A 21,484-nucleotide genomic window follows, 5' to 3' on the forward strand; every position below is an offset into this window, starting at 1 on the left:
TTGCCGAAAGGTTGCTTTCACAACTCCTTTCTAGCAGAAGAGTTCGAAGATGTCCATTCATTTTTACTAAAGATCACCAACTAATTTGGAGAAGAACCTCTTTTTCCAAATTGAGCCGGCCGCTGGTATGCTTGGTGACTGTAATTGTATAATCATGGAGTTCGGGAAACGAGGTCTTCAGATCAAGGTGAAGCGTGAGCGCGAAGAAAAGGGGCTTCTCGTATTCAGGAGAACACTTGCGGGCATTCAATTTTCCGTTGGGCGGCATCGGCGCCGGTCATGTAGTATTAAGCGGAGACGGCGGCCTGAGGCAATGGCAGATATTCAACAACATCAATCATTGCGCCCACGTTCCCTTCTCTTTCTTTGCTGTCTCCGTTCAGGAGGAAACGCGGGAGCGAATCTCAAAGCTCCTTCAATCAAACCGTCTCTACGATGTTCCATTCGAAGTCGCGCCTTCGGTATCCGACCATGTCGTTCCGCGCGAATCGCGCGCACTGCTTGAGAAGCTTCCGTCAATCGACCGGTTGGAGATGCATGCCGAATATCCCGTCGTCGCGGTGAAATACTCCATCGACAATTCTCCGATCCATCTGGAGCTCGAAGCCTATTCCCCCTTCGTTCCGCCCGATCCCGATGATTCCGGTCTGCCAGCCGTTATCTTCCACTTCCAGGTTCGAAACGTGGTGCGGCGCCCCGTCTCGGTATCGCTCCTCATGTGCCAGCAGAATGCGGTAGGCTGGGATGACTCAACCGAGATTTCCGGCATCTCCCATCCTTCTTTCGGAGGCAATCGGAATGCGGTCGTTCGGCGGCGGAATTACACAGCCATTGTGATGGATAATGGGAGTCTTTCGGAGAATGACAGCCGTTCCGGCGAGATGGCAACAGCCGTTCTGGACGGATCTGCCGCAGCACGCGCGCAATGGGCATCTCTTGACGATCTATGGGATGACTTTGCCAGCGACGGTTGGCTGGATTCATCGACTGAAGGCGAGCCAAGTCCGGCCGGTCAAACCATAAACGCCGCGCTCGCCTCTCGAGTTCTTTTGGGGCCGGGCGAAGAAACGAGAATCACTTTTCTGCTTTCCTGGCGTTTCCCGAACCGGGTGGCAGATTGGGTTCAGCCGACACTCGATGTCGGGCAGGAGCCATCGAAGACGGCTCCATGGCTGGGGAACCGTTATGCCGCTCGGTTCTCATCGGTCCTGGAGGTTATCGAGTATGTGAACGGAAAGCTGGATATTTTTGACCGTGTTGCGGACAGGTTCCGCGCGGCGATGTATGAGACGACTTTGCCTGCTCCGCTGATCGATGCGGTCTCTTCACAAGTCGCTGTGATCAGATCTCCCACCTGCTTTCGCGGAGCCGACGAGGCCTTTTACGCATTCGAAGGATGTTGCGGGGCAAGCACTGAAATGATTGGCGAGCGCGGCGGATGCTGTCCTCTGAACTGCACTCACGTGTGGAACTATGCGATGACGATGGCTCGTCTTTTCCCGCAACTGGAGCGGTCGATGAGAGAGACGGAATGGCTTCACCAGCAGCACGAGAGCGGGTACTTGCCGCACCGCGTCGTGGTTCCGCTCTCATTGCCGAGGCCGTGGGACCGGTGGATAGGCGGGCCGCCTTTTCCGGCGGTGGACGGTCTGTTGGGGGCGGTCCTGAAGACGTACCGCGAATACAGGGCGGGTGGCGGCAGGGAATGGCTCCTGGATCTCTGGGAGCATGTGCGTCTTGCGATGGAGCACGTCATGAAGCGGTACGACAGCGGAGAGGGCGTAATCTCCGGCCCGCAGCCATGCACATACGATGTCGAAATTCATGGGCCGAACAGTTTCATCACATCCTTGTATCTTGCTGCGTTGCGAGCCGCGGAAGAGATGGCGAAGGCGGCCGGCGATCGAGAGAGCAGCGAGCGATATCGCAACCGATTTCGATTGGGCAGAAAAAATGCAGATGAGCTGTTGTGGAACCGGCACTATTACATTCACAAGCATGATGCCTCGGAATCGGTGCAATCATACGGGGCCGGCTGTCATTCGGATCAGTTATTTGGGCAGTGGTGGGCGAATAATGCGGGTCTGGGGTATGTGCTTCCGCGCAATCGTGTGCGAAAGGCGCTGCAGTCGATTTTCAAGCACAATTACCGGAAGGATTTTTCGGGGCATCAGCAGTTTCCGCGAGCTTACGTGAAAGATGACGAGGCTGGCCTGCTCAATTGCACCTGGCCGCTTGGCGGAAAACCGGAGACCCCGTTATTATATTCGGATGAAGTGTGGACCGGCATCGAATATGAAGTTGCCGGCGCGCTGCTTTTCGAGGGCATGATTGAAGAGGCTCTGGAAATCCTTGCGGCGGTACGGAAACGACACGACGGCCGCCTGCGGAGTCCCTGGAATGAGGTGGAATGCGGCGACCATTATGTTCGGCCGATGAGCAGTTGGGCCCTGCTTGAGGCCGCGGCGGGATATTCCTATGATGCTGCAAAGGGAAGCATTGGATTTCGCCCGCGCTTTCAGCCGGAGAAATTCTCCTCATTTTTTGGCGCCGGCGGAGGATGGGGCCGCTATTCCCAGCGAATCACGGGCGGCAGTTTTTCGGGTCGTCTCCTGGTTCTTTTCGGAGCGATCGAAGTGCGGGAAGTGCGTCTTGCATTTGCGCATACGAAGGCAGCAAGAGCAAAAAAGGGAAGCCGGGAGTTAGACTGCACGACCCGGAAAATCGGGAACGAGGTCTGTTTCCGTTTTCGTAATCCCATTGAGATCAGGACAGATGAAACCCTCCGGATCAGTATTGGTTGATACGACCGCCGTCGAACAGCCCATTCATTCCAGCGTGAAGGCTTTAGGGTGGGTCAGTTTTCTGACGGATGTGCACAGCGAGGCGATACTGTCGCTGCTTCCGCTCTTCATCACCCAGGTGCTGGGGTTGAGTGCGACGTTTCTTGGGCTTGTCGAGGGAATCGCCGACGGCACAGCGAGCCTGCTGAAGGTATTTTCCGGCTGGTACTCCGACAGTATCGGCCGGAGGAAAGCGCCGGCTGCGGCGGGATACATGATTTCGACCGCCGTAAAACCGCTGCTCGCGATCAGTGGAGCCGGCGGGTTGGTTCTGGCCGTTCGTTTTTTTGACCGGATCGGTAAGGGGATACGCACTGCACCGCGGGATGCGATAATCGCGGATTCCACCGCCCCATCCGGCTTGGGGAAGGCATATGGTTTCCACCGGATGATGGATACGCTTGGAGCCGTGGCGGGCACGGCGTTGGCCTTTCTCCTCTTTCGTTTCCTGGGTGGAGACGAAAGCCTCAAAATGCGGTCGATTTTCCTTATATCCACGGTATTCGGGATGGCGGCGGTCGTTGTGCTCCTTGTTTTCGTCCGCGAGAAAGAGCGGGCCGCAGCATCTCACGGGGACCGGTTTAGCCGATTTCTTCCCGCTCACAAGCGCCTACTGGCTTTTGTCGCCCTGAACGTCTTTTTTTATCTCGGGATGTTCAGCTATGCGTTTTTTCTTCTTCGCGCGCGCAGTCTGGGAATCGCAACGGGTCTTGTGCCTCTCCTTTATCTCCTGTACAACATGATATATGCGCTGGCAGCTCTGCCGATGGGCAGCCTCTCCGACAGGATCGGGCGCAAACCGATCATCCTGATTTCGTACCTCTCGTATGCGGTTGTGTGCCTGACCGCCGCCTTCGCCTGGAGCGGGTGGCAGGCATGGGTGCTCTTTGCGCTCTATGGCGTCCATTCGGCGACGGTGAATCCGGCTTCGCGCGCGCTGGTGGCCGAACTTTCGCATTATGAAGTGAAAGCGACGGCCCTCGGAATATATCATGCATCTGTCGGAGTGGCCGTTTTACCGGCAAGTCTTGTGGCGGGCATGCTATGGGATAATTACGGGCCGGCGACGCCGTTTCTTGTGGCTGCGGTCCTCTCCTCCTGCTCGTTCCTGCTTCTTCTGCCGCTCCCCCTCGACGAACGATAAATTTCTTTTCTTTTCGATGGCGCGAACCACATGGAAATGACATAGTTTTTCGAGATTTAAATTTTTGGTCTGCAGATAACCGCATTCAAAGAAGGACTTATGAGAAAAGAATCGGTCAGGCTGCTGCTCATTGAAGAAAACGGGACTTCTTTTTCCGCTTTGAGCGAGATTCTGCTGCGGGAGAAAGAATTTACGGTCGGGCTGGAGCGCCTCGGTGTCGCCCTGGCCCTCGGAAAAGTGAGAAGCAGACAATATGACATCTGCCTCTTGAACTGCAGCGACGCCTCGATAAAACTGCTGAACGATTTTCTGGCCCAGCACTGCACACCCTCCATCATCATCATGACGAATCTGGGTGAGACGTTGTCCACGGAAACGGACGATGCCCAGGAACAAGAAGAAGAACCGCAACCGCATTTGCTTGAAAGCGTCGTTCGTAAGACTGTCGCTTATATGAAGGAATGCGAACAGACCCAGCGAAATGACATCGGTTTCTGGACGAAGTTCCTGGAGGATTCGACTGCCATAGCTTTTCTGGATTCAGAAGGGCGTTTCCTGGTTGAGAATCGGGCGTTTCAGAAATTATTCGGTTATAGTCATCGGGAAATTGCATGCCTGATATTAAATGACCTGGTGCATCCCGAAGAGGTTCAGGAACAGGATCGCCTCTTTCAACAGTTATTGAATGGAGCGGAAACACAGTATCGACTGGAAGGCAGATTTCTCCTCAAGAGCGGCGCGTATGCACAGGTTCGGCAGACCGCAATGAAATTAGTCGATCGCGAGAACTCGAAACAGTTTGTTTTACTGGCGCTCGAGGACGTGGTCACGCAAGAACCGGCCCTTGAGCAGGAACGCGAGGCCGGCGTGACCGGTAATGTTTCTTCACAGCTTTTCTACGCGCACGAGTCTGAAAGAAAACTGGTTGCTCAAGAGCTTCATGACAGTCTGGGAGCCTCACTCGCGGCGATCAAGTACACCCTGGAAAAGAATCTGATGCAACTGGAAAAGAAGAGGGGGCGCGCGGAAGTGTCGCTTGCGGAAGTGATACCGCTGGTACAGAGCGCGATGGAAGAAGCTCGGAGGATATCGACGAATTTATGGCCGTCGGTTCTCGACGATCTCGGGATTATTGCAACTATTAATTCTTTCTGTTCCGAATTCCAGAAGACGTATTCTTCGATAAAGGTGGAAAAACATCTGGATGCCCTGGAACAGGAAATTCCATTGTCGCTGAAAGTGGTGGTGTACAGAATAATTCAAGAAGCACTGAACAATGTGGCCAAACACAGCGGCGCAAAGCGGGTGAGACTCTCTCTGTTGAAAACGAAGGAATTTCTGGAGTTACTCGTGCAAGATGACGGACGAGGCTTCGATGTCAAGGACGAGGCGAGGAGCGGCATCGGCAAGATGGGCCTGATGAGCATGAAGAACCGAGCTGAAGCATCCGGGGGCATGTTTCTTCTTGAATCCGGGTCGGGAGAGGGGACGCGGGTGAGGACTGTATGGCCGAGGCAATGACCTCACCGGGCAATGAGTCCTTTCTCTATCGCGTACGCGGTGAGGGAGGAGGCATTATGAAGGTCGAGCTTCTTCATGAGATTCGAGCGATGTTTCTCCACCGTCTTTACGCTGATGCATAAATAGTTGGAGATCTCCTTATTCATGTAACCTTCGCCGATCAGCTTCAATACTTCCTTCTCCCGCTCGGTCAGCAAGCTCCAGGGCGAGCACCCTTCCGCGGGCGGTTTTCTTCCTTGCAGGAACCACTCGCAGATTTTTGTCGATATTCCCGGACTCAGATAGGACTTCCCTCCGAGAATGCTGCGCATGGCCGACATCAATTCTGCGTGAGTTGCGTCCTTGAGGCAGTATCCGTCGACTCCTGATTGCAGGGCCTCGAGGATATATTCTTCCGATTTATGGATGGTCAACACCAGGATCTTGATTTCCGGCCAGCGGCGCTTAAGTTCCTTGATGACGGGAATGCCGTTCATGCGGGGCATGACAAGGTCGAGCAGGATCAGGTCGGGCTTATTTTTCTCGAGGCACCTCATCGCCTGTAATCCGTCTTCCGCCTCATCAATCACTTCAAAATCTTCGCTGGCGTTCAAGAGCGCGCGCAGACCTTCCCGCAGAATCGTATGATCCTCCACCAGGACGACTTTTTTCTTCATATTCAAAATAACCTTTCGCCGAACAGAATTCTGCAAAAAAAGCCAACCACAGCGAACTGCCGAAACAGGATGCCGGCTCTTTTACTAAACCTTTATTATTTCCAATGTTAACACGCATGTTTTTCCGAAGCAAGACATTGTGTCCCGGCGGCATGATTTTTCCTGGCGCGGTAATGATGTCCGGTGTCGTCGCGAACGCGGGAATGGGTCTTTTCGCAAAAATTACAACGTACACCCCATATACCGCCTGTTGTTCGGGTGGTATGTTGGTACTAGGAATTCTGTAGGACGTGTGCGAAAAACAAGGAGGAACACAAATGAGGAAGTTTTGGATAACGGCAGGGGTGGCGCTCACGAGTTTCGTTTTCCTGGCGGCTCCGTCTTTTGCGGCCGGGGGAGATATTGGAGGCGCATCACCATCGGCCATGAAGGGATCATCGCAAGATTCCTTCGTCATGAGCAATCTGGTGGGCAAGAGCGTCACGAACCAACAAAACGAACAATTGGGAACGGTGGAGAACCTGGTGATTGGCGAGAATGGGCGCGTCAGCTATATCATCATGTCTCCCGCGCAGGGCATCGCTGAAAAGGATCAGTTCGTTGCCATACCCTGGAGCGCCGCCAATCCTCGTATGCAACAGGACAAAGTTTTTCTGAATCTCAGCCAGAGTCAATTACGGAACGCCCCGACGTTCGCGCGCAGCGACTGGAGTCAACTTCAAAATCCACAATGGCAGCAGCGCGTAAATGCATATTTCCGGCAGAACCAAAGACAAAGAGAGATTGAACCCGGCATGCGTGAGCAGGAACTCGAGCGGGGAACGATGGATTCGCAGAAGAGCGGGTCCAGAACCAACTTTCACATGCGCAACATTGCCGCAAGCCCCCGGGCCGGGCGCGGCGATTTCACCCGAATTCCTTCCAGTGAAAACGCGCGGCTTGAAGATTTAATCGGACAGCGAGTGGTGAGCCAGCAGGGCCAGAATCTTGGGACAGTCGAAGATCTTGTGTTGAGCGAGAACGGCCAAATCAGGTATATCATTCTTTCCCGCAGCATGATTCAGGGCTTTGAAGACAAAGTTGCGGCAATCCCATGGAATGCGGCTCAGCCAAGCATTCAACCAAACGCTCTAATGGTCAACATCAGTCAGTCAAAGTTGAACAGCGCCCCGCACTTCTCCCAGAATCAGTTGTCCAATCTTGAAAGCCCGCAGATGCAGCATAGGATTAACAGCTACTATGGCGTCGGCTCGATGAGAGAGATGCGCGGTGGCGGCATGATGACCGGCATGAGAGCCAATGCGCTTATTGGAGAATTGATGACGAACACGCAGGGCCAACAGTTAGGAGTGGTCAAGGATCTATTCACCAACGAAATGGGTTGCATCAAGTACGTGATCCTTTCTCCTGCGGAAGAAATGGAAATGGGCAACCGACTGGTCGCGATTCCGTTCAATGTGGTGCAATCGGATATTGAACGTGAGACTTTAACAGCCGACATCTCTCAGAGCAAGCTGAGAGATGCACCCACCTTCACCAGTCAGAACTGGCGCGACTATATCAACAATCCGCAGTTTGACCAGCGTGTGCACAGCTATTTTGGAGTGGAGCCCGCGGGGATGGATTCTTCGATGATGCGGGAATACTATCCTGAACGCGTGAGCATTTTTCGCGCCACTGAAATGGTCGATCAAAACGTGATGAACCGGCAAAACCAGGAACTGGGAACGCTCGAGGATCTGGTGACCGATGACAGCGGCCGCATCAAATATCTGCTGATATCATCTGCACAGAGACCGAACCAGATCATCGCGATTCCATGGCAGGCGGCCAATCCCAGCCTCCGGGAGGATCAACTGGTGATTGACGTCTCTCAGCAGCAGTTCTTCAGCGCTCCTTCGCTGACACGGAACAATCTGCAGCAACTGGATAATCCTCAATGGGAAAGAAGGATCCACAGCTATTTTGAAGCTCCGTCGCAATACCGGCAGCGGCAGCAACGGATGCGTCCCGAATACGGCGAGGAATATGAGCAGGATTTCAGGGGCGGCTACGGCAGGTAGGGCCATAAAGGAAGTAAGAGACGTCGAGAGATATGCGCAATAAAAGAAGGCTTGGCGGATGAAGCTCCGTCAAGCCTTCTTCTTTTGGATCAGATCAAGTTTTCCTCGCCATTTCGAAGCGCAAGAGCGTCCTCCATCCTGTCGCGCAGGAAGAGACGGGTCCTCTGGGCGATGGGGTTTGATTCGCCCTCCTGCGAAACGGATTCAAGCAAAATCCTGATGCCGCGCAGGTATTCATCCAGAACGATTCTGCGTTCCGCGGCTGACAAGCGGCGCCTGGCGCCGCTGATTTTCACCGGCTTGTCAAGATTTTTTTGGAGACGATCCATGAAAATGAGCGAGTGGAAGAAAGAGGCGAACAATTCCTCCATGTTTTTCTGTGAATGTCCGCCCTTCATATTCTCAAGAAAATTTTTCTCATTGATGAAGCTGAAGAAGACATTGTTATTGGATTCCGTCTCGTCCGAAAGGGCATTCCCGGTCAGGGTAAGCATGAAGCGCTCGTAAGAAAAATCGTCAAACCCCTTCAGATCGGCAAAATACTCTCGAAAGCCGGGGCTCGCGGTGCATTGGATCCTGTCGCCCAAAATATGTAATGTTTCATGAGCCGCGATCGTTCTCAATTCATCGAGGGGTTCCTCTCGAAGCGTTCGCACGTAAAACCAGATGTCACTGCCTTCATCGCACGTGACCGCATTGTAAATTTCCTCATAGTCTATGATGGTGACTTCATCAACGAGGTTTACGCCGAGCGTGGATTCCACGTAATCAATTCCCTCGGTTATAGCGTACAGTCTTTGCTCGAAATCGTCTGTTTCTTGTTTCAGTCCATCAAGATCGTTTCCGATGTACTGGAATGTGATATCGTCTCTTTCCTTTGGTTCCACCGAAACGGTTTGGACGGTGGTCAACTCTCTCTGCCTGATCGGGATCGTGTACGTCTTTCCTGCCGATGAGAAGTTCAAATTGAATTCGCTTTCCTGATCCAAAGCGGTGCCGTTCACCCTTGGAAAGAGCGAATATCCGCCGCCGAGAAACGAATTTTCGGCAGTGACGGAACCATTTTTTTCGTAATACGCCTGGTCGAGGTCGGGCAATTCCAGATCCTGGGGTTTTAACGTTCCGAAATACTTGAGAGAGTAAGTCCCATCGGAGTTCTTTCGAATCCTGTTCAGGTCCTTGCCCTCTATATCCACTGCCATATCTTCTTCACATAAGACGACTATACCGCACACATACCCGTCCATTTCGATCCGGGACATCGATTTCAAATCTTCCTTCCGGTAAATGATCGGGATCAGTTTGCCGTCGATAACGCTATACAGACGTATCAAGCCCACCTTATCCGCCAAATCTTTTGAATTAGGCGTTCCTTGATTTGGGGCGGCGGAGGTGTCTTGTGGAGATGGGCGCTGCTGCGCGGATTTCGAATCAGGATCGGGGAAGCCGCGGGCATGGCCGCCGGAAGACATGAGGATCCCGCAGGATAGACAAACGAGGATTAGCGCCTGTTTCATAAGCTTAATACCAAAATCGGGGATTTTTATTGATAGACGAAGAGGTCGGGATGATAAAGATCATCACGATGTTGAAGAGCCGCCCAGCTTCTTCTCCTCCTCTTAGATTTGTGCTTATCTTACAGAAATAACAGGCCGTTTGTCAACCTTTTTCGTCCGCACCAAGGTCTTATAACGAAATGGGAGCCAGAAGAAACTGATGATGAATTGCTTATGCGCCGGGGCAACGGCTCCTGCGGGTAAAAATAACGGATATAATGCACAAAAAAGGGGATTTTCAGGCGCCGGACTGCTAAGGAAACTAACAAATTTATCATCTGTCCTTGCCGGAACAGACGTGAGAGTGAAGCCAGCGCGTTTCGGATCCGGGGCGGGCGACCCGCACTGAGTTTATAGCAGATTCTGCGGAACCATGTCATATTTAAAAAAACACAAAGGAGGGCTTGGCTCCTGTTGAAGAGGGTGCTTTATCTCTGAAGGGGGTTGTTATGGAAGCTACAAAGGCAACAAAAGCAGGCGTCACAATGGCTTACATTTTGTTAGGAGGTGCTGTGGGGGCGGCGGTCGGTATGTTAATGGCTCCACAATCCGGCGCCGAAACCCGCGAGCAGATCTCTTCGCGATTGAGAGAGGGCAGAGAATCGCTCGGAAGCGGAGTGAAAAGTGCAAAGGATCGGTTGCAGAGGACCAGCGAGAAAATCAGCTCTTCAACGCAACAGCTGATCACGAGGGGCAGAACCACGTTCAGCCGAGAAGGTAGAGACGCGGTTGCCGAAGCGATAGACGCCGCGAAACGCGCATATCTCGAAGAAAAAGACGCCTGGATGCTCAAACGGCAGTAGCGCCAGTACGATGTATGTGGCGGCGACTGGTCTCCCGTTCTCAGGTCAGCCACCGCGCTGTGGAAAGAATATCGCTTGTCCGCAATCGAAAGCCCACTTACTGGCCAGCTAACGACAGAGGAACCGGCTTATGCTAACGACATTCATCATCCTGGACGCCCTCATTGCCTTGCAGACAGCCATAATCATCGCGAGTGCAATAGTGCTCCTGGTTGTTTTGAGGCGCGCAATCAGCGCGTCTCACGCTGTTCGGCAATCGGTGAACGACCTGTTGCCTCGAGTCAATGAGATTCTTGAACGGGTTAATGAATTCGTCAAGGCGTCGCAGCCTGTCGGAGGGAGGGCGGCCGACATCAGCGGCGACATCAAGGTAATGGTAGAGTCGGCTCGCGGTTCAGTCGCCGCCATGACCGACGTGGTTAATGATGTCAGCACGCGGGTCAAAAACCAGGCCGAGCGGGTGGATGCAGTGTTTACCGAAAATCTGAATAAGTTCGAAAGACTTTCTGATACGGTTTCGGAAAATCTGCTTGCGCCGATGGCTGAGATATCTGCGTTGCTTCGTGGAGGATATGCTGCGGCAAAGTACCTGCGTCGCCAGAAAGCGTCCGCGCCAACGGGGGGGGACGGTCACGAGGAGGAAACCCCGATCATTTAGCAGCGGTCAGGGACGCATTTTCCTGTTCGTATTCAAGGTCGATTAAGTCGCAAGGGTGCTTTTTATCCAGTTCCACAGGGCGGTAAAGTATTCAATAGCGACGGGATCGCTGGAGTCGGCGGACCATACGTATCTTCCAATTCCCACTTGGGCCAAAACAAATTTCCCTAATGCCAATTGCCCGATCGCTGTCAGTCCTGTCGCGAGCTGTCCCACCCCAAAGTATCCGCCCAATGCGACCTGTCCTATGGCCAGAAAGCCGGCGGTAAGCTGTCCGATCCCGAGAAGTAATCCCACGCCGAACTGAGAAATCGTTATTAACCCGACAGCAAATTGGCCGATTGCAATGATTCCTTTTGCAACCAGCAAGCGCCCGGTTTCACGGTTTCGCCCAATCGCGACGTGTACCAGCGGAAATCCAAAAATCCGGGTTTTGCTCCTCCACTCATAGTGGAAAACCCGGGTATGGGGCGGCGTGATACTGTAGCCACACCGGGGGCAGACGTAGTTTTTCATTTCGCCGCCGCATTGCGGGCACGACTGAACCTGCATGATGCACCTTCTTTTTACACGCGATTGCGCGATCGGGTGACGTGCGGCCTGTGGGGAGATCTAAGGCCGGTCATTGCCCCGTGCTGCCACCTCGGATTTGACAAATTTTTCATCCTTGACGACGTAACTGACATCCGGCAGCCTCTTCAGGTTTTCATTGAAACAACTTTTCACAAGCAGCCTGAAACTGTTCACAGGCGTAATTGTATTATACAACTCCTGCCGATAATTTTCGGGGACATAATAAGCGTTCAGGATACCGAGTCGATCCCATTCTTTTGCACGGCCGGAAGTCATATATCCGCCGCCATGATCTCCCTGAATGATGATGATAGGCGGCGTTGAGGATCTTTTGAGAAGTTGATCGATCAAGAGTTTGGTTCGGTCGTTCATAAAGATCAACTGGTCGACATAGAGGCTCCTGACATTTTGGGTAGGCACCGTCATCGGCTGGTCATCTCCGATGTAGTTTCCCGAACTATCGAAGATGAAGGGATGATGAGGCGGAAAGAAATGAGCGAGAGTGAACGTTGGAGCCGAGATGTGGGGGATCTCGCCTGCGTTGTCGAAAAGATACAGCGTATGTTCGGCGAGCAATCGCGTCGGCCCATATTTTTCCAGTCCGCTCAAGAGCGTGGTCCGCAAGAGAATTCTTGTGAATTCTCTGCCGAGCAGGGGGGTGTAATCATAGGTCACGTCGGCGATATCGGATTTTCTCGTTTCCGATGCGAACGTATTAAAATGCACATATCGATAACCTTTTGACTGGAGGTACCGCGCAATGAGCGGTTCGCGAAGCATCTTGAGCAACTGGTTTTCGTTCATCCCGTCTTTCAGATAGTGCAGGTTCAGGGACGACGACAGCGAGTAAATCGTATTCGGATAATTGCTGAAGCTTTGGTCGGCGATATAGAACCCCCTGCTCTTCAGGAAGTCGATAAAGGAGGAATTGTCATAGCCGTACAACTGTTTTAAACTGTCCGCGCGACTGTAGGAATCCAGGATAATGTAGTAGATATCCGGCATGGGCTCGGCGGCCTTTGGCTGCGCCTGCCTTGGGTCCGCCACAACATTTAACACGGGTTCAACGACTACTTCCGGTTGCTTTTCATATGTGGCAAGAACCTGAGAGAAAATAGTGACGGGAGAAATGAGCAGGATAACAGCAGGCGCAATGGTGAAGAAGACGGTGAGCTGCTCGATGTTGCGGGCTCTCCAAACGGCTGCGATCGTTCCTGCAAAAAACACCGCCAGATATATACCCAAGACCAGGTGCGCGACAAACACATTTTGAAAGAAGTTCCAGCTCCATATCAGCTCGAAAAGATGCCCGTAACCAAAAAAAAGGAGGAGCAGGAGTGAGACGGTGGCGGCGGTTCGAGCCCAGTCTCTGCTTACCAGCCAGAGCACTCCGAGCAGCAGCGCGCACGCTCCGACAGAAACAAGAGCGGGCAGAAGCAATTCGACAAATTCAACTTTCTGAGAATTGTGAGACCACAGGAAGACGATCGGAGCAGCGGCGAAGAGGAAAGGATGGATTGCGGTAATCTTCTTCAAGCTCACCGAAGTTTCCTCATCAAGTAGAGCGTGCGGGAGGTTTGAGGGATCGGCTTTTCGGACTCGATGGAAAAAAACTTCCCGAATTCTTCTTTGAAATCCTGTTGCGAATATCGCGGAAAGACGTCGTCCCTCATTGCCAGCAGCCGCCGGACCTGTGAGTCATCCTTGGGGACAAACTCAACGATTAACCAGTCGCCGAGCTTTTGGAAGAAGGAGGCGATTCGGGAGAGCGGAACGTTGTTCGCAAGCGCCAGGTGGTGGATGAGCCCGAGCGCAAGAACCGCATCGATGGCTCCTCGATCAGTAAAGGACATTCTCTCGGTATTATCCCAGCCGATGCCCGGGGTCGGGTTCGTCACGTCCAGCAGCAGCGGCAGGATATTCTTTTCGCCCGCGGTCAGCATCGTCGAGTAATTATGCTCCACGCATGCGGGGTCCAGATCCCAGGAAACAACATACGAGGCTCTCGTGCAGGCGAGGCGGCTGAACTTGCCGGTATTTGCCCCAATATCCCATACCGTCTGCGGCCGAATGCGATCCAGGAATTCGGAGGCAATATTCGCCTTCTGGTCCAGAGCGTCATCTGTATAGTTGTGTTGTCCCTCGTAGTAGTTGATCCAATGGCCGCGATCCCACCGCCAGGTTAGTTTGTGGATAGCTGTTTCGAGGCTGTCGAGGAGAGCGAAGAAGGAGCGCCTGGTGAAGGTCTTTGTGATCGTCTCCCGTCTGATCGTTGTGCTCTGATGTGTTCTCTGACTGCGCGAGTGCATGACGATGTGCAGCCAGATTGACGGATTTAACTTGCTGCCGATCGGTAGTAGTGAGCGGGCAAGATCAAGCGGAATGCCCTCGAGGTGGATCCGCAGGAGCTGGCCGAGGCGCACGTCCCTCTTGCACATCAGCGCCAGCGGGGCCAGGAAATGCTCGCAGAATTGCTTATAGGCAACCCAGGGGCGCCCCTCGACGTAACGCTCAAACGAAAGGATATCAATGAGCACCTGCCTGCTCTCAAGCACCTGGATGTTATACGCGTTCGCGTCCTTCAGCGACATTCCTTTTTCAAGAGCTTTCTGCTGAATGTGCAGAGTGGCCAGGGCGGCGTTTTTCAAATGACTGAAGCACCACTCATAGGGATAGGAGATGAAAGGGATAAGGCGCGGTTTCAGGACTTTATATGCGTCAGCGGAGATCCCGAGCGCAGGTCGGACTTCCTCATGCTCGACCAGAAGTCCGCTTTTTGTCAGCTCGCCATACAGGCCGCTTTGTATCAGATAGTCGAATGCCTGCGCATATCCGCCGTTTACCTGTCGGTACAATGAACCATCGCGCCAAAACAAGAACCCGCTCGGATCTCGAAAAGACCCGGCGACCAGTGTTGTTTCACCGGTTTTCATGAGTACTATTCACCTGACGGCTTTTCGGCTACTCTGATAGTTCATTTTGCCGGGGTGTTGGGGATGGCTCATCGGGCTCTGCGGAGGCTTCAATGGGGGGCTTTCGGCTGCGGCCAATCGCCAGGAGCAAATCGAGTATTCTCCTTCGAATGGTTCTTACTGCGAATCCAGCTCCAAGCAGCGCCGCAATAAGCAACTGAAAGAGATAGCTTCCGGTTCCGGGGTCAATATAAGCAATAAGGCAGGTATGGAATAACTGAGCTGCGGTCTGGTTCTGTAGCGCCAGGAATTCCGTTGAGACCATATCAATTCCCCCCCTGGGCCAACTTGTGCGATTCATGGCAAAGCGATGGTCGCTCACGGTTTTCTCTGTAAGATCTTCAAAATATATCATATTATGTGAAATACGTCAAGCATTTTGCAATTGAGAAACGGTATAAACGTTCATATTCAAGCGAGCAGCGTTGCCGATGCAAAACCCAAAGTAGGCGCAGAAAGTAAAAAGATCGCAAGGTTTACGGTTGTACAAGGCCCGCTTTTTGACAATTCTTCGGCGACTGTGGTATGTTCCTTTGCACGGAGAGGAAAACAGGAAGGTATTCATGATAGATCCGCTGACGAATGCGATGCGCATGTACCAGGCTTTCTCAGGGCAGGCGCCCGACCAGGTGCCTGTCTTTTTGCCGATCGAGAGCGGGTTCATGGCGGAGTACGGCGCTGTAGCGCAACGGGAATATCATAATGATCCGGTGAAGATGCTCGAGGCCCAGGCGAAAGTGCAGCTCAGGTTCAACGGCCTCAGTCCGCTCTATACCGATTTTGGGGTTGTGACAGAAGCGGCGGCCTTTTGCGAGGTGTACTGGCCGGAAGACGATTCGCCGTGGGCAAAGCCCGCTCTTGCAAGCATAGACGAGGTGGAAGACCTTGAAGTGCCCGATGTAGGTCGAGACGGGCTGTTTCCTCGTATCCTCGAGTATTTCGAGATGATGAATCACCTTGCGGTGCAACGCGGGCTGCAGGTCGGCATTGGAAATTCTCGCGGGCCGGTCGGGTTTGGGAGCCTGCGGGGCCCGATCGTTCTTGCAGCGCTGATCCGCGGCATCAGCGAATTCATGATTGACATGTACGATCATCCGGCCAAGTGCCACCGTCTCCTCGAGATCGCAACGGAGACGCTTTTAGCATATCTTGCAATGCAGAAAAAAGCACTGGGACAGCTGGCGGCGGTATTTCTGTGCGACGACATTTCGGGATTGCTTTCGCCAGCGCTGTTTCGAGAGTTCTTCCTGCCGTACACGCGGCGTATTTTTCAGGAGCATGCCGATTCACTCACCATCTATCATTGCGATTCCGCGATGCATAACTTGACGGATCTTGCGCCTGAGACCGGAGCGAAAGCCTTTCATATGGGCTTCATGCACGATTTGGCGACCTTGAAAAAACAAATAGGAAACCGTATCTGCTTGGTGGGGAACGTAGCGCCCGTGGCGGTTCTGATGCGCGCGGACTCGAACGTTGTCCTCGAAGAATCCCGCCGGTGCATTGAAGCGGCGGCAGCGGGGGGCGGATTCGTCCTGTCCAGCGGCGGCGTTATCGACCGAGGAACGCCGGCCGAAAATATCGATGCTCTCGTCAAGGCGACCGAACAATTCGGTGTATATTGAGGCATCCTGTCGGCCGGTGATCGAATCTGAAACCGTTACGTCCCTGTCGACGGCCATCATGGTTGGAGCGATCCGGTTTTAGATTGAATCGCCGCAAACGCCGTCAAAGGGCAGATTCGATTAAATTTGTTGCACGCATTTTAGCTTTCTGGTATAATCACGCCCGAAAAAAATAATTTTCAGCGGCGGGCGTTTTAGCGGGAAAAGAAAAAAGAGGCGAAAGGGGGATAGTGGCTACAGGATGGGCTTTCAGCAGAACTTTTCCGAAACGGGGAGCAGGTGAAAGGAGACGGCAAATGAACAAAGGCGATCTCATTGAGGCGGTTGCGAAGGACTTAAAGGCGAGCAAGGCTGCGGCCGAACGGGCGGTGTCTGCCGTAATCGATAATATCGCCAGAGGCCTGAAAAAGGATAAGAAGGTTCAGCTTGTCGGCTTCGGCACATTTGATGTACGCAAGAGAAAGCCGCGCAAGGGCAGAAACCCCAGGACCGGCGAGGCCATCACGATCAAGGCCAGCAAGAGCGTCGGGTTCAAAGCAGGACAGGTTCTCAAGAGCAACGTCTAGTTTTATATATTTACATGATGAGAATGAAGGCGCCCGGTGAGGGGCGCCTTCATTTTTGAGTTTGCCGCGGTTGATTCGCCTGACTTGCGAAGAGGACGGAGACTCTTTCACGATTGAGTCGCATGCTTGCTCCGGGGACAGGCATCATCGTGATCGTTAAACAGATTGGTCCCCTTCGCACTGTCAATTCTTCGTCACCCATTCGCCCTTATCATTCTGGATGATCCATCCCTTTCGGGCCTTCTCTCGCCAGCTATTGGCGAACAATCTTCTTATTTCGGGCACATTTTCCGGCCCGAGTTCGTTTGCCTTCGCAATTTCCGAATACAGGTTCTCGCGGTCGGCGTTATCCGCCTTTACCAGCTTGTTTACCTCGGCCTTTTCCTGGAGGCTCAAGCCCTCGAGAGAGCGAATGCTGAGCAGGCCGTTGTTTCCGATTCCGATGGCTCCTTTCTCATAGAACGGAGCCAATTCTTCGAAGCGCTTCTCAAGAGAGGCGCGAAGTGCGCGGATATTTGGGGTGGTAATGTTGATATCTGCCTGAGCGAATGCCTGGTTCTGAAAGAACAGTCTCCTGAATTCGCGCCTGAGCATGCTCTGTTCCGGCGGCGCAGTTTGCGGTGAAGGCGGCACATCGCGGTAGACGTCCTCGACTATCCTGTCGGCCGCCTGTTGGACCTCGGCGGCGGGAAAATATACGTTTACCGTCACGCATGCCAGCGTCAGCACCACCGCAAGGAACACGATCAACCTGAGAGAGTGTTTCATGTTATTGCCTCCTTTTTTGAGGTTCTCATCATTCATTTGCGTCTTCCGATTGTGTTCTCTGAATCCGGCTTATTCTCTCAACCATCGACTTGAAGCTTATGGTCTGGCCCGGATTTCGATTGATGACGTTTATCGATGGACCCAAAAAAATCCCCTTCACGAAATATTCTGTGTCGTCTCTCACCACCTTCCCCCTGATTCTGAAGTTGTCGTTCTTGAGCGCGGTCTGAAATCCGATCTTATCATAGCGAAATTCATCGATAAAGGAAAAAAGGCCCCGGCCGAGCATTGCCTGAAAGCCCCGGCCGGTCCCCAGGATGCTGATGTTTTCGATGGCATCGAAATTGATGATTTGAGGGACTCTCCTCGTTTCGACCGTCTCAAAATCGGCGACAAAAGCAGCCGGTTGGCCTTGCGAGACCTCCAATCCGGTTACCGTCCCTTCGATAATGCCCGTGATCTTGCCGAATTCGAGCACGTCTGTCAAGTGAGCGAGTCGAATATTATCGAAATCGAGATCGGCTTTGAATGTTCGCACCGGCGAAAACGGCTGCTCGATAGCAATAGAATCGATTGTGATTGTTCCGTTGAAAGTGTAAAGCTTTGCCGTTCCGGTGGTCGTGATACTATCGGGCGAAATCAGCACGACGGGGAAGAGCGCATTCAAGGTTCCTGGCAGTTCCGGCAGCCCCATAACTCGAGAAAGCGGGGCCAATGCTACACCCTCCGCCATAAAAGATGTCTTCATTTCCACAGACGGCCCCAGAAGGTTTTTCGCGCGCACCTCGCCGAGGTTCAGTGTTCCTCCGAGCGTCTCGATAGCGGCCGGCTTTTGCACATACAGTGCGTTTTCCTGGATGGCAACGGTCAGATCGAGCGCTTCGATTTGTGCCGGGCCGACTTCAATACCTTTAAAACGAACGGAGCCGAAATCAGCGTCTTCAAAAGAATCGTCCTGCGTCTGTTCCCCGGGCGAATGAAGCGAAAACGGCAGATCCACCTCGATTGTGTCGGCAGCGAAGCCGTCTTGCGGCAGGGAAAAGCGGCCGTCCGCCAGCTTGACGGCTCCCTCCGCTTTCCATGAACCGCCATTCGAAGTCAGAAGCAGGTCGCCGGAGGCACGGCCGGCAACCTGTGCTTCCTCTAATTCGGGTGAAGCCTGGGAGAAAACCTGCCGGCCCACCTGATCGTAGAGAGAAGCGAGAATCAGTTCTTCGCTCTGTATCCTCAGCTCCAGGGAAGGCACAGGCTCAAGCTTTATGTCGCCGCTTACCGCGACTTTGCCCATATCGGCAAGCCCCACGGTCGCTTCCATTTGCTGGATCGCCTTTTGGTCTACGAGATATCTGCCGGACAGATGAAAAGGAAATTCCGTTTCCTGAAACGATTGATAATATGTTTGGACCAGCAGTTCGAAGCCGCCGAATTTTCCGCTGAAATCGAAGCGCCATGAGTCTGCCGGGGACTCGCTTTCGTAGGCGCCTTGCGCTTCCACGGCAAGACCGGCGGCCGTCACAAAATCGCCCGACGCCACCTGGCCGTTTTTCAATTCGAGCGAAAGGTCACCTTTCAGTTCTCTCGGTGATCGCAGCAGACTTCCCTCGACTGTCGCACGAATTCCCGCGATCCCTCCTACGGAAACTCCTTCCGGCAATTCGTATAGAGCAGGCGAAATGAATTCTTCAACCTGCGCAATTTCCACGTCCTCTGCTTGAAGGGCCACGTTAACGGAGCCTGACGCGAGTGCGACGTCTCCGGACACCCTGATTTTCCCCAACGCGCCCAGATCAACTGCCGCCACTGCGTTCGTCACTTTGTTCTCTTCAAGCGAATAGGCGCCGGACAAGGAGAAAGGAAAGTCATTGACTGTGAGGGCCTCTCCCAAGGCAGGATGTTCAAGTAAAAAGCCTGCCACGTTGCCGTCCACATTCGCCATCCAGGGCCCGCCGGCGTTCCCGCTCGAAATACGTCCTTTCGCCTCGATGTCGAGGCCTGAAAATTCGAAGGATTCCGCAGGCGCGAGGGAACCGTTTTTGAAGGCAAACGCGAAATCGAATTTGAGATTGTTCAAGGTATTCTTATAGGCGGCTTCAAAATCGGTGTCGAGAGAAACTGAGCCTGTCATAGAAACATCAGTCAGGGACTCACTGGCGCCGGAGAGAAATTCCATGGCCGCCGAAGCCGCGGCATCCTTGAGTCGGGCTTTGCCACTCAACCGGCCGGAAGCGAACTCGAATTTGGCTTGTCCTGTGACCGTACCGAACGGAGCCACTGCGGTTTCAAGACTCCGTATGTGAGCGGCTGTCGAGTCGACATATAGCTGTGCCTCCATTGCGGAAGCCTCGAGAACCTGTTTGCCAAACGGCAAGGAGGCTTTTTCCGCAATGAGTTTTCCCGGGCCCATCGTGAATGTTCCTTCTTCGAAAACGACAGGGATCACCGCCTGTATTCCTTCTCCGGAAAAGCCGTTCCACGTAATTGCTGCTTCTTCGACATTTGCGCTCAGGGAAAGCTTCGGTTGGCGGAATGTCCCCGTCAACTCCCCCTCAAGGCGCAATTTACCGTTTGCCTGTGCGTGCTCATATTCAGGACGTTGCAACAGCTCCATATATTCAGTCAAACGCTGTAGTTGAGGCAATTCCGCCGTAAAACGGAGATTTGGCGCGGGCTCGGAATCCAGGTGTTTTACCGATCCATATGCCTGTGCGTCACGTACCAGCGGGCTACCCATCTTGAGGACCGCATTCTCCACGGCATTCTGCCGGGGCAGAAAATCCGCGGTGAGCGAGAGACCGATGGGGAAGTCCGGCGGGAGCGCAAGAAGAGGAGTATCGGCAGTCACCAAAGCATCAATATCGGCTCGAATCTCGAATGCCCGCTCCGAAGACGCCACTGAAACTTCGGACCGGATATCCTTCAACAGAATCTGCTGAGGAACTTGAGCCTCCCGCTCCACAACAAGTTGCGCCTCTGCGGCATTCAGCGTCAGTATCTGTTTGCCGCCGCTGAGAATTGATTCTCGAAATGTCGCATTCACTTGTGACAAGCGGGCGGCAACAGGAGGAACGAGAACGGAAACGGATCCGTCAGTTATCCTTATGAGTCCGAACGAAAACCCTTCGCCCGAATCTCTGTCAGCTAATTCCTGTTTTATCACGCGCAGCCCTGCTTCCCGTATGGACACATCGGGTGATACCAATTCAAGCAGCAGAAATTGCCCGCGTAAGAGCGCGATCAATGAAGTCCTCAGCCGCAGCCTTTCCGCAACAAGGATGGGCTCCTCTTCGGGCGGCGAGATGGAAACGGCATCCGCCCATACTTGCGGCGGCCAGCCGAAATGGAGAGAATCCATTTGCACTTGCAGTCCTGTAGCCTCCTCGGCTCGGCGCTCGACATATTTCTTCAACTCCCCCGATCTGAGGGCGAGAGAGAGCGCCACAACTGCCAGCCCAATGGCAACCAGTAAAGCGGCCGACGTTATGGAAATAATTTTGATACTTCGGTTCATCGACGGGAAGCTGCTTCCTCTCGCATAAATTAAAATTGTTCTCCCTCTCAAATCTTAGCACCACAGGTGTGCTCAGTCAAAACGATGCTCCCGCGTAACCTGTTGCACAATTCTTATGTTATAATTAAAAGCTCCTCACAAGAATTTGTGGGTTAATTCTGGTATAGGGAGATTTCCGAGTACGTGATAAAGGGCCAAAGAAAAAGTTTCGAAGGTGCGGTAGCCGTA

Annotated in this window: 16 protein-coding genes; 9 read left to right on the top strand and 7 right to left on the bottom strand. The window is 53.2% G+C overall.

Annotation, left to right across the window (positions count from 1 at the left end; genetic code table 11):
• The first annotated feature begins 194 nt into the window (after window positions 1-194).
• The 3 genes from C4520_00125 to C4520_00135 all read left to right on the top strand — a co-directional run bounded on the left by C4520_00125 (window position 195) and on the right by C4520_00135 (window position 5,508).
• A complete protein-coding gene (locus C4520_00125) occupies window positions 195-2,804 on the top strand; it encodes a hypothetical protein (GenBank protein ID RJP26806.1) in 2,610 nt (869 codons plus the stop codon).
• Window positions 2,776-3,987, top strand: a complete 1,212-nt coding sequence (locus C4520_00130) for an MFS transporter (GenBank protein ID RJP26807.1) — start codon at window positions 2,776-2,778, stop codon at window positions 3,985-3,987. The genes C4520_00125 and C4520_00130 overlap by 29 nt, the downstream gene beginning before the upstream one ends.
• A gap of 99 nt (window positions 3,988-4,086) precedes the next feature.
• The gene (locus C4520_00135) at window positions 4,087-5,508 is read left to right on the top strand and encodes a PAS domain S-box protein (protein RJP26808.1); all 1,422 of its coding nucleotides are present in this window, start codon (window positions 4,087-4,089) and stop codon (window positions 5,506-5,508) included.
• Window positions 5,509-5,510: 2 nt separating this feature from the next.
• Here the strand turns inward: C4520_00135 and C4520_00140 are convergent, their stop codons facing one another.
• Complete coding sequence (locus C4520_00140) at window positions 5,511-6,164, bottom strand: DNA-binding response regulator (protein RJP26809.1); 654 nt, start codon at window positions 6,162-6,164, stop codon at window positions 5,511-5,513.
• A gap of 317 nt (window positions 6,165-6,481) precedes the next feature.
• On the opposite strand from C4520_00140, the gene C4520_00145 reads away from it, so the two are divergent.
• Window positions 6,482-8,227 (top strand): PRC-barrel domain containing protein, encoded by a 1,746-nt coding sequence (locus C4520_00145; GenBank protein ID RJP26810.1) that lies wholly within the window; start codon window positions 6,482-6,484, stop codon window positions 8,225-8,227.
• Between the two features lie 89 nt (window positions 8,228-8,316).
• Here C4520_00145 and C4520_00150 read toward each other — a convergent pair whose 3' ends face one another.
• The gene (locus tag C4520_00150) at window positions 8,317-9,579 is read right to left on the bottom strand and encodes a hypothetical protein (protein RJP26811.1); all 1,263 of its coding nucleotides are present in this window, start codon (window positions 9,577-9,579) and stop codon (window positions 8,317-8,319) included.
• A 653-nt stretch (window positions 9,580-10,232) separates the two neighbouring features.
• Between C4520_00150 and C4520_00155 the strand changes: the two genes are divergently transcribed.
• The 3 genes from C4520_00155 to C4520_00165 all read left to right on the top strand — a co-directional run bounded on the left by C4520_00155 (window position 10,233) and on the right by C4520_00165 (window position 11,551).
• A complete protein-coding gene (locus C4520_00155; protein ID RJP26812.1) occupies window positions 10,233-10,586 on the top strand; it encodes a YtxH domain-containing protein in 354 nt (117 codons plus the stop codon).
• Window positions 10,587-10,716: 130 nt separating this feature from the next.
• A complete protein-coding gene (locus tag C4520_00160) occupies window positions 10,717-11,244 on the top strand; it encodes a hypothetical protein (protein RJP26813.1) in 528 nt (175 codons plus the stop codon).
• Window positions 11,245-11,299: 55 nt separating this feature from the next.
• Window positions 11,300-11,551, top strand: coding sequence for a hypothetical protein (locus tag C4520_00165; GenBank protein ID RJP26814.1), 252 nt, complete (start codon window positions 11,300-11,302; stop codon window positions 11,549-11,551).
• Window positions 11,552-11,856: 305 nt separating this feature from the next.
• Here C4520_00165 and C4520_00170 read toward each other — a convergent pair whose 3' ends face one another.
• From C4520_00170 to C4520_00180, 3 genes are read right to left on the bottom strand one after another with little or no spacing between them, the layout of a single operon-like run.
• On the bottom strand, window positions 11,857-13,359 hold the full coding sequence (locus C4520_00170) for a hypothetical protein (protein RJP26815.1): 1,503 nt from the start codon (window positions 13,357-13,359) through the stop codon (window positions 11,857-11,859).
• Window positions 13,356-14,750, bottom strand: a complete 1,395-nt coding sequence (locus tag C4520_00175; GenBank protein ID RJP26816.1) for an SAM-dependent methyltransferase — start codon at window positions 14,748-14,750, stop codon at window positions 13,356-13,358. Before C4520_00175 ends, C4520_00170 begins: the two co-directional genes overlap by 4 nt.
• A gap of 28 nt (window positions 14,751-14,778) precedes the next feature.
• Window positions 14,779-15,054 carry a hypothetical protein gene (locus C4520_00180; protein RJP26817.1) on the bottom strand — a complete coding sequence of 92 codons (276 nt, stop codon included), beginning with the start codon at window positions 15,052-15,054 and terminating at the stop codon, window positions 14,779-14,781.
• A 298-nt stretch (window positions 15,055-15,352) separates the two neighbouring features.
• On the opposite strand from C4520_00180, the gene C4520_00185 reads away from it, so the two are divergent.
• Complete coding sequence (locus C4520_00185) at window positions 15,353-16,414, top strand: hypothetical protein (protein RJP26818.1); 1,062 nt, start codon at window positions 15,353-15,355, stop codon at window positions 16,412-16,414.
• A gap of 296 nt (window positions 16,415-16,710) precedes the next feature.
• The gene (locus C4520_00190) at window positions 16,711-16,980 is read left to right on the top strand and encodes an HU family DNA-binding protein (protein ID RJP26819.1); all 270 of its coding nucleotides are present in this window, start codon (window positions 16,711-16,713) and stop codon (window positions 16,978-16,980) included.
• A gap of 183 nt (window positions 16,981-17,163) precedes the next feature.
• On the opposite strand, the gene C4520_00195 is transcribed toward C4520_00190, so the two are convergent.
• Together C4520_00195 and C4520_00200 are read right to left on the bottom strand one after the other, a co-directional pair.
• The gene (locus C4520_00195; GenBank protein ID RJP26820.1) at window positions 17,164-17,784 is read right to left on the bottom strand and encodes a DUF1318 domain-containing protein; all 621 of its coding nucleotides are present in this window, start codon (window positions 17,782-17,784) and stop codon (window positions 17,164-17,166) included.
• Window positions 17,777-21,256: a hypothetical protein gene (locus C4520_00200; GenBank protein RJP26821.1), complete on the bottom strand. Its 3,480-nt coding sequence runs from the start codon at window positions 21,254-21,256 to the stop codon at window positions 17,777-17,779. The genes C4520_00195 and C4520_00200 overlap by 8 nt, the downstream gene beginning before the upstream one ends.
• Between the last annotated feature and the right edge of the window lie 228 nt (window positions 21,257-21,484).

It is taken from the genome of Candidatus Abyssobacteria bacterium SURF_5, from assembly GCA_003598085.1.
In the GTDB taxonomy this organism is placed as follows: Bacteria; Abyssobacteria; SURF-5; order SURF-5; family SURF-5; genus SURF-5.

Bases quoted from the DNA above. Each gene is read 5' to 3' on its own strand.
- C4520_00130 (RJP26807.1), top strand. From the start codon at position 2,776: ATGAAACCCTCCGGATCAGTATTGGTTGATACGACCGCCGTCGAACAG.
- C4520_00135 (RJP26808.1), top strand. From the start codon at position 4,087: ATGAGAAAAGAATCGGTCAGGCTGCTGCTCATTGAAGAAAACGGGACT.
- C4520_00140 (RJP26809.1), bottom strand. From the start codon at position 6,164: ATGAAGAAAAAAGTCGTCCTGGTGGAGGATCATACGATTCTGCGGGAA.
- C4520_00145 (RJP26810.1), top strand. From the start codon at position 6,482: ATGAGGAAGTTTTGGATAACGGCAGGGGTGGCGCTCACGAGTTTCGTT.
- C4520_00155 (RJP26812.1), top strand. From the start codon at position 10,233: ATGGAAGCTACAAAGGCAACAAAAGCAGGCGTCACAATGGCTTACATT.
- C4520_00160 (RJP26813.1), top strand. From the start codon at position 10,717: ATGCTAACGACATTCATCATCCTGGACGCCCTCATTGCCTTGCAGACA.
- C4520_00175 (RJP26816.1), bottom strand. From the start codon at position 14,750: ATGAAAACCGGTGAAACAACACTGGTCGCCGGGTCTTTTCGAGATCCG.
- C4520_00180 (RJP26817.1), bottom strand. From the start codon at position 15,054: ATGGTCTCAACGGAATTCCTGGCGCTACAGAACCAGACCGCAGCTCAG.
- C4520_00185 (RJP26818.1), top strand. From the start codon at position 15,353: ATGATAGATCCGCTGACGAATGCGATGCGCATGTACCAGGCTTTCTCA.
- C4520_00190 (RJP26819.1), top strand. From the start codon at position 16,711: ATGAACAAAGGCGATCTCATTGAGGCGGTTGCGAAGGACTTAAAGGCG.
- C4520_00195 (RJP26820.1), bottom strand. From the start codon at position 17,784: ATGAATGATGAGAACCTCAAAAAAGGAGGCAATAACATGAAACACTCT.
- C4520_00200 (RJP26821.1), bottom strand. From the start codon at position 21,256: ATGAACCGAAGTATCAAAATTATTTCCATAACGTCGGCCGCTTTACTG.